At 38.3% G+C, this 15,256-nt stretch carries 11 protein-coding genes and 1 tRNA gene; 7 read left to right on the forward strand and 5 right to left on the reverse strand.

What is annotated here, in order from left to right:
- Positions 1 to 55 precede the first annotated feature (55 nt).
- The 5 genes from gyrB to NYP54_RS09280 all read left to right on the forward strand — a co-directional run bounded on the left by gyrB (position 56) and on the right by NYP54_RS09280 (position 8,588).
- A complete protein-coding gene (gene gyrB / locus NYP54_RS09260) occupies positions 56 to 2,473 on the forward strand; it encodes a DNA topoisomerase (ATP-hydrolyzing) subunit B (RefSeq protein WP_283156267.1) in 2,418 nt (805 codons plus the stop codon).
- A 500-nt stretch (positions 2,474 to 2,973) separates the two neighbouring features.
- Positions 2,974 to 5,694: a DNA polymerase I gene (gene polA / locus NYP54_RS09265; protein ID WP_283156268.1), complete on the forward strand. Its 2,721-nt coding sequence runs from the start codon at positions 2,974 to 2,976 to the stop codon at positions 5,692 to 5,694.
- 331 nt (positions 5,695 to 6,025) lie between these two features.
- Positions 6,026 to 6,349 (forward strand): hypothetical protein, encoded by a 324-nt coding sequence (locus NYP54_RS09270; RefSeq protein WP_283156269.1) that lies wholly within the window; start codon positions 6,026 to 6,028, stop codon positions 6,347 to 6,349.
- Between the two features lie 96 nt (positions 6,350 to 6,445).
- Positions 6,446 to 7,855, forward strand: coding sequence for an IS66 family transposase (locus tag NYP54_RS09275; RefSeq protein ID WP_283155771.1), 1,410 nt, complete (start codon positions 6,446 to 6,448; stop codon positions 7,853 to 7,855).
- Positions 7,830 to 8,588: a hypothetical protein gene (locus tag NYP54_RS09280; protein ID WP_283156270.1), complete on the forward strand. Its 759-nt coding sequence runs from the start codon at positions 7,830 to 7,832 to the stop codon at positions 8,586 to 8,588. Before NYP54_RS09275 ends, NYP54_RS09280 begins: the two co-directional genes overlap by 26 nt.
- A gap of 78 nt (positions 8,589 to 8,666) precedes the next feature.
- On the opposite strand, the gene NYP54_RS09285 is transcribed toward NYP54_RS09280, so the two are convergent.
- Positions 8,667 to 10,115 (reverse strand): leucyl aminopeptidase family protein, encoded by a 1,449-nt coding sequence (locus NYP54_RS09285; protein ID WP_283156271.1) that lies wholly within the window; start codon positions 10,113 to 10,115, stop codon positions 8,667 to 8,669.
- Between the two features lie 159 nt (positions 10,116 to 10,274).
- Between NYP54_RS09285 and NYP54_RS09290 the strand changes: the two genes are divergently transcribed.
- Both NYP54_RS09290 and NYP54_RS09295 read left to right on the forward strand, forming a co-directional pair.
- A tRNA-Ile gene (locus tag NYP54_RS09290) sits at positions 10,275 to 10,351 on the forward strand.
- Positions 10,352 to 10,932: 581 nt separating this feature from the next.
- Entirely contained in the window at positions 10,933 to 11,184 is a 252-nt protein-coding gene (locus tag NYP54_RS09295) for a BrnA antitoxin family protein (RefSeq protein ID WP_117003010.1), read from the forward strand.
- Here NYP54_RS09295 and NYP54_RS09300 read toward each other — a convergent pair.
- The 4 genes from NYP54_RS09300 to NYP54_RS09315 all read right to left on the reverse strand — a co-directional run bounded on the left by NYP54_RS09300 (position 11,159) and on the right by NYP54_RS09315 (position 15,129).
- Positions 11,159 to 11,836, reverse strand: a complete 678-nt coding sequence (locus tag NYP54_RS09300) for a transaldolase family protein (RefSeq protein WP_283156272.1) — start codon at positions 11,834 to 11,836, stop codon at positions 11,159 to 11,161. The two genes, NYP54_RS09295 and NYP54_RS09300, sit on opposite strands and share 26 nt — an antisense overlap.
- A gap of 16 nt (positions 11,837 to 11,852) precedes the next feature.
- Positions 11,853 to 12,350: a hypothetical protein gene (locus NYP54_RS09305; protein ID WP_283156273.1), complete on the reverse strand. Its 498-nt coding sequence runs from the start codon at positions 12,348 to 12,350 to the stop codon at positions 11,853 to 11,855.
- Between the two features lie 27 nt (positions 12,351 to 12,377).
- Complete coding sequence (locus NYP54_RS09310; RefSeq protein ID WP_283156274.1) at positions 12,378 to 13,661, reverse strand: transposase; 1,284 nt, start codon at positions 13,659 to 13,661, stop codon at positions 12,378 to 12,380.
- 289 nt (positions 13,662 to 13,950) lie between these two features.
- Positions 13,951 to 15,129 (reverse strand): IS3 family transposase, encoded by a 1,179-nt coding sequence (locus NYP54_RS09315; RefSeq protein ID WP_283156092.1) that lies wholly within the window; start codon positions 15,127 to 15,129, stop codon positions 13,951 to 13,953.
- Positions 15,130 to 15,256: the final 127 nt, after the last annotated feature.

The raw sequence follows: 15,256 nt of genomic DNA on the forward strand, positions 1-15,256 counted from the left end.
CTAAATTTTGGTATACTCTGTGGCGATTTGTTTTGAATGAAAATGGAGTGACTGAATGTCCGACGTTAAAACTTATGATTCGTCAAATATTAAGGTATTAAAAGGGCTTGAGGCGGTACGTAAACGCCCAGGTATGTATATTGGGGATACGGATGATGGCTCAGGTCTTCATCATATGGTATTTGAGGTTGTTGATAACTCCATCGATGAGGCGTTAGCAGGATTCTGTGATGATATTATTGTGACCATGCATACTGATGGTTCGGTGTCAGTCAGTGATAATGGTCGAGGGATTCCTGTTGATATCCATCCAGAAGAAGGACGTTCAGCAGCGGAAGTCATTATGACGGTACTGCATGCTGGGGGCAAATTTGATGATAACTCGTATAAAGTATCAGGTGGTTTGCATGGTGTTGGTGTGTCAGTGGTTAATGCGTTGTCTGAAAGTCTTGAGTTGCGTGTTTGGAAAAATGGCAAAGAGTATCAACAATTCTATGCTCATGGTGAGCCATTAGCACCGTTAAAAGAAATAGGTGATACCACCAAGCAAGGGACAATGATTCGCTTTAAGCCATCACCTCAAACTTTTTCAATTGTGGAGTTTAGTTATGAAATTTTAGCAAAGCGTATTCGTGAGCTATCATTTTTAAACTCAGGTGTTAAGGTTCAACTGATTGATAAGATCAATGACCAGCAAGTTACTTTCCAATATGAAGGTGGTATTAGTGCATTCGTTGAGCATTTAAATAAAAGCAAAACACCGTTGAATCAAAATATCATTAGTATTCAAGGTGAACGCAGTGGCGTTGTCGTTGAGTTGGCAATGCAATGGAATGAGTCCTATCAAGAAAACGTCTATTGTTTTACGAATAATATTCCACAACGAGATGGTGGTACGCATCTATCGGGCTTTAGAGCAGCGTTAACACGTACGGTTAATGGTTATATTGAGTCAGAAGGCTTAAATAAAAAGCTTAAAATCAGCACATCAGGTGATGATGCGCGCGAAGGCTTAACTGCCGTGCTATCGGTGAAAGTACCCGATCCTAAATTCTCATCACAAACTAAGGATAAGCTCGTTTCCTCTGAAGTGAAAACCGCTGTTGAAGCATTGGTGAATGAGAAGCTTCAAGAGTTTTTACTTGAGAATCCAAATGAAGCAAAGCTGATTGCCAATAAGATTATCGACTCAGCGCGCGCTAGAGAAGCGGCAAGAAAAGCGCGTGAAATGACACGCAGAAAAGGTGCTTTGGATATTGCCGGCTTACCCGGCAAGCTTGCTGATTGTCAGGAAAAAGATCCGGCATTATCCGAGCTTTATATCGTGGAGGGAGACTCCGCGGGTGGTTCAGCCAAGCAGGCACGTGACCGTAGAACGCAGGCTATTTTGCCATTGAAAGGCAAGATCTTAAACGTTGAAAAAGCGCGGTTTGATAAGATGCTAAGCTCGCAAGAAGTCGGCACGTTAATCAAAGCCTTGGGGTGTGGTATTGGACGTGATGAGTATGATCCTAATAAAACAAGGTATCACCGTATTGTTATTATGACGGATGCTGATGTTGATGGTTCACACATTCGGACGTTACTTTTGACTTTCTTTTATCGTCAAATGCCTGAGCTTATTGAGCGCGGTTATATCTATATTGCACAACCGCCATTGTATAAGGTCAAGCGCGGCAAGCAGGAAACATATCTCAAAGATGATGCCGCTTTAGCGCAATACTTAGGAAGTATCGGTATTGAGGGCGCGTCGTTATTCCCAGGGGACAACATCCCACCTATCTCAGGTGTTGGTTTGGAGAATTTGTATCAGCAATATCAAAAAACCAGTGCGAAAATCACTACTTTATCACGGCGCTATCCAGTCAATGCACTTAAAGCACTTGTTAGCTATGCGCCATATCCTGCAACAGAAGATGAATCAGCGTTAAGCACTTGGTGGCAAGGCTTTGCTGAGCATGCCAACAAGCTCTCTGGCGGTTATGAATTTTACACAACAGCTATTCATAGCGAACAGCATGAAGATGAGAAAGTCACTAAACTTAGACTCTTGCGTTTATTGCATGGTGTAAATACTGAATATAGCTTTAACTTGAGCTTTTTTGAAAGCAAAGACTATCAAAGCATTGTTGAACTGGGTGTCGCACTCAATGGTCTTTTAACCAAAGCCGCATATGTCGAGCGAGGAAGCAAAAAAGAGTTTGTTGATACGTTTGAGCAAGCAATGGAGTGGTTAATCGCAGAAGCCAAGCGTGGGCAGAATGTACAGCGCTATAAGGGTCTTGGTGAGATGAACCCAGAGCAATTATGGGAGACAACAATGGATCCTGCTGAGCGTCGTATGCTGCAAGTGACCATTGCGGATGCTGTCGCTGCTGATGAGTTATTCTCAACGCTGATGGGTGATGATGTTGAACCTAGACGCGACTTTATTGAAAGTAATGCGCTTAATGTCGTGAATATTGATGTTTGATTGTGATCAAAGTTACAGTAAGGTCAAATAAACAGAAAAATATGTCATATCCAATTATTGATCTTTTTGCTGGTTCTGGGTGAGGGGTATTATATTTTCTTTACCATCGTAAAAGAAACAATACAGTAGTTCCCGCTGAAAAACTCTCTGAAAGCCTATGGTTGAAAGGTTTATTAGAAAAGAGATTACGAAAATCATTTTCTGGAGACCTTGATTTATCTAGTCTTGAGAGGTTAGTGGGAATTGCTGTAAACAATAGATCAGGTTTATTTATAGCAATACCTCATTTTTTGGAAAAATATAAGAAAAAAAATCAAAAAAAATTCACTGCGCACGGGCTCACCGGAAAGTCACCTTATTTTATATGATCTCCAGTCATTTCCGGTCAGGCACTAGATATATGAACGTGGGGTGGTTTGGCTTAAATTATAATAGAGTGCTACATCTTTAAAGTCTGATCAGGTATGATAGATTATCTTTTTACAAATTAGATTACCTTTATGTCAAACACTCAAAAAATCGTTCTTGTTGATGGATCATCTTATCTTTTTCGTGCTTTTCACGCCTTGCCACAATTAACCAATCGTCAGGGTGAGCCAACAGGTGCGATCTTTGGTGTAATCAATATGTTAAAGAAATTACCTAAGCAGCTCAATACCGATCATATTGCTGTGGTTTTTGATGCTAAGGGTAAGAATTTTAGACATGATTTATATCCTCAATATAAAGCCAATCGTAAGGCAATGGCAGATGAGCTTAGAGTGCAAATCTCCCCTGTGCATGATATGGTGCAAAAGCTTGGCTTTCCACTGATTGTCATCGATGCGGTTGAGGCTGATGATGTTATTGGGACATTGGCTAAGCGCTTTGCTAAAGAAGGGCATGAAGTGGTTATCTCAACGGGTGATAAAGATATGGCACAACTGGTTGATGGGCATATCACCTTAATGGATACGATGAAAAATGAGATTACCGATCGCGAGAAAGTCATTGCTAAATTTGGAGTCACCCCTGAGCAAATTATTGATTACTTGGCGTTGATGGGGGATACCTCGGACAATATCCCCGGTGTGCCAAAAGTGGGACCGAAAACAGCAGTAAAGTGGCTAGCAGAATATCAAAGCTTACAAGGTGTTATGGAAAATGCCGATAAAATATCGGGTAAGGTTGGTGAGAATCTAAGAGAGAGTATTGACTTTCTGCCGCTATCTTATCAACTAGCTACCATTAAATGTGACTTGGATCTACCATACACCGTTCAAGATATGCTCTGTGTTAAGCCGGATGTTGATTATCTGAAGAGGGCGTTTACACAATATGAATTTAAAGGCTGGTTGCGTGAGCTTGAGCATGAAGCAAATATTGTGTCTGATGCGCAAAAGACTGGAGTGGAGACTATTGATACTCAATCAACTTTAAACTATCAGATTATTTTGACGGAAGAAGATTTCAATACCTTTTATACTGAATTAGTAAAAGCGAAAGTCTTTGCTTTTGATACTGAAACAGACTCATTAGATACCTTTAATGTGCGTCTTGTTGGTATGTCATTTGCTTTAAAGCCACATCACGCGGTCTATATTCCACTGCAACATGATTATGACAATGCACCAACACAATTAGCACTAGATTGGGTTGTTAATAAAGTAAAACCGATTTTAGAAGATGATCAAGTGGCTAAAATTGCACAAAATGCCAAGTTTGATTTAAAAGTTTTAAGCACCGTTGGTATTAATGTCAAAGGTGTCAAATATGACACAATGCTTGAGTCTTATGTGCTAAATAGCTCGGCAACACGCCATGATATGGATTCATTGGCTCACCATTATCTAGGTGTCAAAACAGTGAGCTTTGAGGAGCTAGCAGGTAAGGGCAAAAATCAACTGACGTTTAATCAGATCGATATAGCTAAGGCTGGGTTTTATGCGGCGGAGGATGCGGATATCACTTATCGTTTGCATGAGCGTATTTGGAGCGAGTTAGAGACTGTAGACAGCTTACGTGAGTTATATATCAAAGAAGAATTACCGGTGAGCTTTGTCATCGATCGCATGGAGCGTATCGGTGTTAAAGTTGATGCCGATTTATTAAAAGCGCAAAGCGCATCACTCACGGCAAAAATTTTCCAGTTAGAAAAAGAGTGTATTGAATTAGCTGGAGAGACATTTAACTTATCATCTCCCAAGCAATTGCGTGAGATTCTCTATGATAAGATGGGGTTGCCAATCTTGAAAAAAACACAAGGTGGGCAGGCTTCAACGGCTGAAGATGCACTTCAGGAGTTGGCAGAGATTTATGACTTGCCTAAGCTTATTATGGAGCATCGCCATTTAGTGAAATTAAAAACAACCTATACCGATAAGCTGCCATTGATGATCAATAGTAAAACATCACGGGTGCACACTTCCTATCAGCAAGCAGTAACAAGCACAGGGCGTTTGTCATCAACTGAGCCTAATCTGCAAAATATCCCGATCCGCTCAAGTGTGGGGCGTGAGATTAGAAAGGCATTTATTGCTAAGAAGGGTTATAAGATTTTAGCGGCGGATTACTCGCAAGTGGAGTTAAGAATCATGGCGCATTTATCGCAAGATCCTAATTTACTTCACGCTTTTCAGCAAGGCTTAGATGTGCATCGGGCAACAGCTGCTGAGACATTAGGGATTAAAGCGGATGACGTAACACCTGAGCAACGTCGTCAAGCCAAGGCAGTTAACTTTGGCTTAATCTATGGCATGGGCGCATTTGGTTTGGCAAAGCAATTAGGCATTCCACGCGGCGAAGCACAAGAGTATATTGATATCTATTTTGCGCGTTATCCTGGGGTTAAGCGTTATATGGAAGATGCCAAAGCCTATGCTATGCAGCATGGCTTTGTTGAGACCATTTTTGGTAGGCGTTTATATTTGCCAGAGATTAATTCGCGTAATATGGCAAAAAAACGTGCAGCGGAACGCGTGGCAATCAATGCACCGATGCAAGGATCAGCGGCTGATATTATCAAGCGTGCGATGATTTTAATTGATGAATGGATTATCAAAGAGAATATTGATGCCAGAATGATTATGCAGGTGCATGATGAGCTGGTATTTGAAGTCAAAGATGATCAGGTGGAAAAAATCAGTAAAGAAATAAAGCAATTTATGGAGTCAGCGGCTTTATTGCAAGTGCCGCTTATTGTTGATGTTGGCGTTGGCGATAATTGGGATGAGGCGCATTAAGTAGACAATAAAAGGTATCAGATTGTATCTTTTGATTTTTATTGCTATCTATTAGTCTGATAGTAAGGAGGCTGCATTCAAATACTTATAGGCTGCTGTTTCACTGATATATAGCTATTCCATTTATGCTTTATGTAAGGCAATAACTTAATAGGAAGCTTGAGATAACTGAAGGAAGAAAATGCAGTGGATTGATTATTTTAAATAAAACAATGTTTCGTTGTGTCTTTTGCACTCAAATTACGAGCAAATTAAGATTCTTTATTGGGTTTGGTTTGATACAGAATTAACTTTGGAAGCAAGTGAGATTTCATATTAGGAGGTTGAAATAATGAAATATTTACGTTTAATAATCTGCTCTTTATCGATGATCGTATTAGTGTCGGGTTTTTCCCAAACTTTTGCTTATAAAGGGGATAAATATAATGGTAGGGAAATTATTTTAGGTGCTTTAAAATTCCCTTCTCATGCAGCTAGTTTTATTGCATATGAGAAAGGCTATTTTAAGAAAGAAAAATTGATCGTTAAGTTTAGATATTATGATAGTGCATATGCTATGGCTAATGGATTAATTGTGGGAGATATTGATTTTGCAATTACGGCAATCACTCCTGAACTAGTTAATAATGCCTCAGGCATTAATGAAAAAATGTAACTACCCAGCAGGTTAGATTTTGATAAACAGTAATTTTTGGCAATTTTTCCAGATTTGATGTTTTCATTTGCAAATAAATATGGCGTAATTTGATCGATGGATATGAAACTAGAAAAAATGATTCAAGAGCTATTGGCTAGAATCGACACGCTTGAGCGTGAAAATGCTCGATTAAAAGAGGAGATTGAGCAACTTAAGAAGCGGCTTTCCAAGAATAGTCGTAACAGCTCAAAACCGCCTTCAAGCGATGGTTTGTCACGTCCTAACAAAAATAACAGTGTCAGCGAAAAAGGTAAACTTAAATCCAAGGCTACCAAGAAGAAATCAGGTGGTCAAAAAGATCATAATGGTAGCAATCTTTGGCAAGCTAAACCAGATGAAGTCGTGACTAAATCTGTAACGAGTTGCGATCATTGCCAGAGCGATTTAAGTGACACAAAAGCACAAGGCTATGTAAGACGCCAGTTACATGATCTACCTGAAATGCCAAAGCTTAAGGTGATTGAATATTGTCATGAGAAAAAGTGTTGTCCGAACTGTCAGAAATATACGACGGCAAGTTTTCCAGAAGGTATTAATGCGCCAGTGCAGTATGGTAATAAGCTAAAAAGCTATACAACGTATTTGCAAAATCAACACTTTATTCCTGAGCAACGCATTCAGCAGTTGTTAGAAGATTTATTTGGTGTTAGTGTGGCAAAAGCCAGTATTGCAGAGTTTAGTCAAACATGTGCTGATCAATTGATTGAATTCGAGCAAATGGTTCTTGATCAGCTTAAAAATGCTCCAGTTAAACATTTAGATGAAACTGGTTATCGCATATGCTCAAAAACCCAATGGTTACATGTTTGCTCAAATGCTAACTATACTTATTATCACGTGAGTCCTAAGCGTAAATCTCTACTGACTGGTCTAACAGGTATCGTGGTTCATGATCATTGGAAATCCTATTTTACCCTTGAAGGTATAAGTCATGCATTATGCAATGCTCATCACTTGCGTGAGTTAAGATCTTTAGCTGAAGATGGCGAAATTTGGGCAAAACGTATGATGAGATTACTGAGGAAAAGCTGTCATTTGGTGAATATATCTGATCAATCAGTACTATTGCCTAATAAGCAAGTTTTAATCAGCAAAATTTATGATCGGATTGTAGCGGATGGTCTTAAATACCATGAAATTTTGATGCCTTTAGGAAGCACTGGTAAACGAGGTAGAAAAAAGCGACGAACGGGGCACAACTTATTATTACGATTGCGTGATTACAAGAATGACGTGCTTAGATTTATCTATGATTCAGAAGTGCCTTTTACTAATAACCAGGCTGAGAATGACTTGCGTATGATGAAGGTAAAACAAAAGGTATCAGGCTGCTTTCGTAGTGAAACTGGCGCTCAAAAGTTTGTGCGTATTCGCACATTATTATCAACTGCACGCAAACAGGGTTGGAAGATTATTGATACCATTGCGGATGTCTTTAATGGCAAAGTTCCACAGTTCAATTAACAAGCTGCTGGGTAGTTACGAAAAAATTAAAATATTTGGCAGTATGCTTAAGGAAGATGCTCAAAATAGTCAATTAATCTTATCTTCTGTAAAAGACTACAATAATGGACTAACAAATATTAAAGCGTTTAATAACTACAATAACACGCTATTTGGATTGACTAGCAAAGGTTCAACCTTTCATTATATGGCGTATAAAATCTATGAGAAATTAGATATTGCGAATTTGCCTATCAAGGTGCTTAATGATGTAACTACAATCAAGGAGCAATTAAAGCGAAGCACCATATCCTCTATGACGATCATTCCAGGAGTAGGGAAACAGATGGTAAATAATAATGATGCAAAAATTATAGGTAAAATCTTCGATATCATTCCCGACTATCAAATAACAGTTATGTTCACGTCAATAACATTAATTAAGAATCATAAAGAGCTAGTGCGTGCCTTTAAAAAAGCACTTGAAAAAGGCGCTAATGATTATAATGAAGCATTAGTTGATAGGAAGAGCTCTGATAAAGAGAAAGTAGATATAATAGCTATTTTAAAAAGATATGTTTATCCTGGTTTATCACAACAGCAGGCGGAGCAGTTAATCAAAGAAGGTGCTATGAGACTTAGTCCTGAGAGCAAACTTAATATGGCTAATATCAATGATCAATTAAACTTTTTTGAACATGAAGGATTAACTCCTAAAGGTATTAAAGCGAGCGATATCGCTTTTAATTTATAAGTTGGTATAACTCATTGCAGTCTAATTACCCAAAAGTATCAATGTTTTATTCAATACAAATAATTTATGGTAGTCATATTAAACTAAAAATTGCTCAACAAGCTCACAGGTATACCAAACCCCAACACCACTAATGTCAGTCGGTACTGGTGCTAGCCCATCCTTGTGGCGACATGAAGCTAAATCCATATGTAACCAGCGAATGTCTTTACCGACAAATTGCTGTAAGAATTTAGCTGCCAAGATATGATCGGCATTGCCAGTGACATAACATTGTTTTAAATCAGCAATATCAGAGTCAAGTGCTTTAAGATAATGCTTGTCCATTGGAAACGGCCAAACTTTTTCAGCGCATTTGGCACCATATTTAACTAAGTTTGGTTGCCAGTCATAGTTGTTGCTAAAAATTGCAGAATACTCAGTGCCCAGCGCGCGTACCGCCGCACCGGTTAATGTTGCATAGTCAATAATGAGCTCAGGTTTATCTTGGCTTGCCAAGCACAATGTATCAGATAGCGCCATGCGCCCTTCAGCATCGGTATCAACCACTTCAATGGTTTTACCATTTAATGCGGTGACGACTTCATTGGGCAGAAAAGCACGCTCACCAATGTTATTGTTAGTGATCGCAAGGTAACAATGTACTTGATAAGGGACTTGCAAAAGGCTTAATGACAGTAAGCTGCCAACAGCAACAGCACTGCCCATCATATCGTCATTCATGCCATACATATATTGTGGCTGTTTTAAGCTTACACCTCCGGTGTCAAAACAGATTCCCTTGCCAACAAGCGCGATTGTTTTGTTAAAATCTTTAGGCGTATATGTTAACTTCACAATGCCCGCAACTTCAGAGGCACATGCCACCGCACTAAAGGCACCGGCACCCATTTCAGCCAAGCTTTCTTTGTCATAAAGTGTGTATTGCCAATCCTCGCGTTTGGCAATATCTTCCAGTAGACTGATATAGATCTGTGGCGTTAAATAATTGGTTGGGAAAATAGTTAGGCGACGCGCCAGTGCATTACCTTTATGCTTCGCAAGTACATCTAAGAAATCACTTTCGCTATAATCACCAATGATTTCAATGCTAACTTCCTGTGCTTTATGCTCGCGCTTATAATTAGGCATCTCTTCAGTATGTGCTAATAGTGTGCGCATACAAGCGTCAGCAGTTGATTCGCTAGCATTCTCAGCAAGGAAAACAATGTTCTTAGCCTTAGTAATATTTGTACTCTTAACCAGCTCAGATAAATCTTTAAGCCATAAATAGAGTTCGCATTCGCCAACATTCTCTTTGATGATAATGTGTGTGCCTTTGGCATTGGGTAGATGTGTGTGGTAGCCTTTTTTACATTTTGGCGCTTGAGATTGTTTGCGTGAGTAAAGAAGCTCACCTGAGGGTAAGTTGTGCCATTGTGTTTCATTATCGGCAATCGCAATAATGAGATCTGCATTATGATGATGCTCATCAAAGTGAGCAGAAAAATGTAAGCGTGCTGATGAAAGCGTATGTAATGAATGCATTGATTTAACCTTGTTGAGAAACCTCGTTAGCCACCTAGTATAAACACACTTTTAGGCAGTATGAACCAGAATTACCTAGTTTTCGTCACAACAGCATGGGAAACAGCAGAATTATGCTTGCAAAACTAAGATGATGGGCTAAAATAGCCGGAAGTTTAAGGGCTCTTAGCTCAGTTGGTTAGAGCAGCGGACTCATAATCCGTTGGTCGCAGGTTCGAGTCCTGCAGGGCCCACCATCTTCAAATCCTTTCCCCATAAGCTTTACAGAGAAATTTAAAAGTGAATTTATAACATGGGATTTTATTTTTGGGTACCACATGGGTACCAAAGGAAAAACGTTGTTACCAAAAAAATCATCATTGGTAACAAGGCAAGGTAACATAACTGATAAAAATTTTGATTTAAGATAACTGATGGTATGAGTCGAGTTTGTGTAAATTTTAAATTTTTGCTACACAAAGTTATGTTGTGTGATTAGGTTATTAAACAAGTCATTCTCTATTCTGTTCCAGAATCATTAACACATATTGACAGTAAATACTTTTGTATGTACACTTTGTTTAAGTTATATCAGTTGCAATAAATATGAAATTTGAATGGGATGAAGCAAAAAGTCTGTTAAATTTGGAAAAGCACAAAGTATCATTTGAGCTTGCTGAATATCTTTTTAATGACTCGATGCTTGTTGCAATTGATAACAGAGTTGACTACGGCGAAACGAGATACATAGCTTATTCAATGTATGATGGCTCTTTGTTTAATATTGTATACACGAAGCGAAGTGGTAATATTAGAATCATATCAATGAGGAAAGCAAATGAAAGAGAAAAAACCAAATATCAAGCAGCAATTAAGCGCTATTAAGCAGATGAAAGATAGCGAGATTGATTATTCTGACAGCGTTGACATGGGTGATGCTGATTGGGCTCAATTTGAGCCATTAGCCCATAAGAAAAAATCTGTAACAATTCGTCTTGATAGCGATGTTATTGATTATTTTAAATCAATGGGGAAAGGCTACCAAACAAAAATTAATTCTGTCCTTAGAGAGTACAAGCGCTGCCATTAAACAAATCATCCTCGACAGTTGCCCAGCTATTTTTAAACTTTTTCAAAGCGTCAGATGTTTGCGCTGGTTCTTCGGAGAAAGCTTTTAAAACATCGCTCGGTGCAGTCACCGCTTGCGCGCCAATGTCCATGCTGTAGTAAATGTCATCAATGCTTTTTATGCTTGCCATCATTAATTTGCTTTTGCAATTGAAGCTATCAACAATATCAGCCATGCGTTGAGTTTCTTTTTGCCAGTTTTGATTTGATTGTTTAATGTGATTTAAATATGGCGCAATGTAGTCAACGTTGAGCTTGCAAGAAGTAAGCACCTGTCCCGCTGTAAATACGGCAGTCGATAACACTGGAATATTTTTGCTAACAAGCTTTTTCATAGCCTTAAAACCGAACTCATTGGCTTGGATTTTTATTATAAAGCGATGAGATATAGCTCTCAAATGGCGTGCTTGAGAAATAATTGCATCCGTATGCGTTGCAGTAACCTGAACGCATATAGGCTGTTCATTTACAGCAAGTAGTTTTTGCAGCGTGGTCAAGGGGCTTCCTTGACTGTTTGCTAATATCTTAGGATTGGTTGTGATGCCATTTATTAACCCTATGGCATCAAAATATGTAGCGTCGTTTAAGTCTGAACTGTCTAGCCATATTTCCATGGTGTTTCCTTATAATTTATATGGTTTGATTGCATGTTAAAGTTTGATGTTGATTTATGTTTTTCCATATGCTTAGTGTTGCTACAGTTCCGATTATGCCAATGATTGAACTTAAAGCAATTAGCCAAAATGGTAGCATTATCAAATTTGTAGAGTCTAAAATGAGAACAGATAATGCTGGAATTGGTGCTCTAAATATTGAATAGCTAAGATTGTAGGATAGCCCAATGCTTCTACATCTAAAGTTTGCTTGAGATATTTCGGCTATTATCACTGTGTAGGTTGATGCTAGCATGCCAAAAAAGGCAAAAATAAGCATTAGCAAAAGAGTGTTTAAATGTCCATCGATCAGTTGATTGTAAAATATATAACTAAGCAGACAAATCAATAGTAATAAAAAGCAAAATAATGTTTTTTTATTGATGTAGTCGCTAACTAAGCCGCCAACAAGGCAGCCTAATATCATGATGCAAGAGCCATAGAAAATATGATCTGACAGAATATTTTTGCTCATTCCTAAATACTGAAAACTCCTCATTTTTTAAATTTCTCCTCGCCCAATAAAATTCAATATGGCTTTTAAGTCTGCTTGGCTTATCTGATGCTCCTCAATAAACTGATCTACGCGTAGTTTTGCAAGATATGTTTTCATTCCTTCCAAGATGTAATGCCTTGTTACTTCACCTGATTTAGAGCCGCCAAGCTGTGCAATCAATACAACAAAGTCATCATAAACTTCACCTTGACCAATCTCATATAAATAAGATGCAACAAAGAAACCAATAGCAGTAATGGCTTTAATCCCTTCAAAGTCTTTTATCCTAAACTCTTCCCAGCCTAACTCACCTTTGATAAATTTAAACACACCCTCAATACGAGAGCGCTTTAAATAGCAATCATAAACGTTGTAAACGTCATATTGATTCATAAGCTCCTTATTTGTGATTAAAAGCATCGGTTCGTCAAAAGCTTCTTTGCCCTTGCGATCAAGCAGCGTCATTAAAACAACATGATACTGCCCAATCTTCTGCCATTTGGCCTTGATCACGCAATCCTGAAAACAGCGTCCACTGATATACAGCTTTTGAATACAGAAAGTATATGAATGTTCAAAGGCGTGATCTATCAATTTCCCTTTTTGCTCCTTATCACCGCTTAAGCCTGAAACCGTCCTGCTTTTCTTCAATCGTATGACAAACTCATCTTTCATTTCCTGTATAAAATCAAAGTACTCGCTATCATCAAACTCACGATCTAATACATGCGTAATATTCAATGTTGAATTCTTTTCTTTTAAGGCGTTAGAGCAGGATTTAATATGCTTTAATGCTACGCGCTTTGAAGTCAAATAACTATCGTCATCATAGGCTTCTTTAGACTCCTGTGAAATCACGATATCCGCACCAGAATTCAACTGTTCAATCGTTTCTTTTGATAAAAACTCTGGCTGCTTGTTGCTGTATAGCTCATGACCCAATAAATCAATCTGTTTATTATCTAAATTAACGGCAATTGTATTGAAGCTGCTGTAGCCATTGATGGTTTTCTTATTCAGATCCTTTACTTTTCCTATATGCTCTGCCTGCTTGGTATATTTTTTGCGTATCTCACTGGGATCATGAATCAAAATAACATTATCGGAAGCTTCATATTTCTTGGCTGCTTCAGTACATAGTACTTCACTAATTTGCTCGGGATCAAAGTCATTTAGCTTATTGTCACCTGTAATTGTCCGTCTCAATTTTTCGTACTCCTTTTGGCTGCTACTGATTGAATAAAGGTTTAAACTGCCATGCTCTAAAACCTTTTCCAGTATGGTCTTCACATTTTTTAAAAGACACCTTTGATGTCATTTTGTTTAATAATTTACTCATGTGATCACCAAAAGTAGTGTGCGACATCCTTGTGATTCCTCTTCTTATATCATTGCTTCGGACGTATTGTACACGCTTTTAAATTTTTGGGGAGTTTTCAGTAAATAAGTGCTGGCATAGCTGGGTAGAAATAGGAATAGTTGCGTGGTGAGTATAGCAGCGGGGGATACTAGCAACACACCAATTATTCTACCCCGAAGTGTCAATACAGTTTTTTAAAAATTCTTATTCCTATACATGTCATGCAACCTGCAATGTTTTTTGCGCCTGACTTTTAAAGTTAATAACACCTTCTTTGTACACATGCATTGGTTTTTTGTATCCCAAGCTCTCATGAAATCTACGGTGATTATAAAAATCAATATAATCAGCAAGATCAGACCTAAGCTCAGGCAAAGAACCATATTCATTAAGATAAATTCGCTCGCATTTTGCACTGCGCCAAAAACGCTCAATACAAATGTTATCAGTAGCTCGCCCTTTACCATCCATTGAGATAGTAATACCTCTACTGGATAATGCCTCAGTATGTATATGCGAGGTATATTGACTGCCTTGGTCAGTGTTAAAAATCTCAGGGTTGCCAAAGCGATCAAGGGCTTCATGCAAAACACTCATTACCAGGCTACTATCCATCGTATTCGATATACGCCAACTTAATACGGCTTTTGAATACCAATCAATTATCGCAGCAAGATAAACCATACCACCCTTAAGCTTCACATACGTGATATCAGTAGACCACACTTGGTTAACGCGACAAATATTAATACCACGCAGTTTATAAGTGTATTTAACATGCTGTTTACAAGGCTCGGACAAATTAGGAAACCTGACAGCCAACACCGCTTTTAAGCCCATTTCCTGACGGTATTTCTGCACCGTATTCACGCTGACACTAAATCCATCCTCAAGTAATTGCTGATGAACCTTCAGCGCACCATAAATAGGGATTTCTTCATGGATTTTCTGGATATGCGCTTTAATTTTAAGTGCTTCCTTATTGATTTTAGGCGTGTAATAGCAGTTGCCTCGATTTATACCTAATAATTGGCATTGCTTAACTATGGAAATATTTTCTAGCTTGGACTCCACCATAGATTTTTTAGTTGATAAGTCCAAGCTTGCGAGCTTTCCCTCAAGCCAATCCCTTTCAATCGTAAGTTGACCAACTTTCTTGGCATACTTATCCACCTCATGTTGAAGCTTATCATTTTCAGATTTGTACTCTTTAACCGCCTTGGCTGGCTCCATAGCAATAACTGCATTATCCAAGAAGATTTTCTTCCAGTTTTGGATGTTTTTTGTGGTTATATTATGTTTGCTAGCAAGCTCTGCTAACGTAAGCTCATTTGCCAATAATTCCAATACAACTTTGACCTTAAACTCGGATGAGTAACTTGTCCTTTTTGTGCTCATAAATACGCCCTCTGTTCATTTCACTTTCAACAATATATCGGAAATGAATTTCAAAAGATACTGTTTAAATTTCTTGGGGTATTATAAATAGCTATGCTTGAAATAAAATGTTTTTTAGCTTTTAAAT

Source organism: Cysteiniphilum sp. QT6929, assembly GCF_030035755.1.
GTDB classification, from domain to species: Bacteria; Pseudomonadota; Gammaproteobacteria; order Francisellales; family Francisellaceae; genus Caedibacter; species Caedibacter litoralis.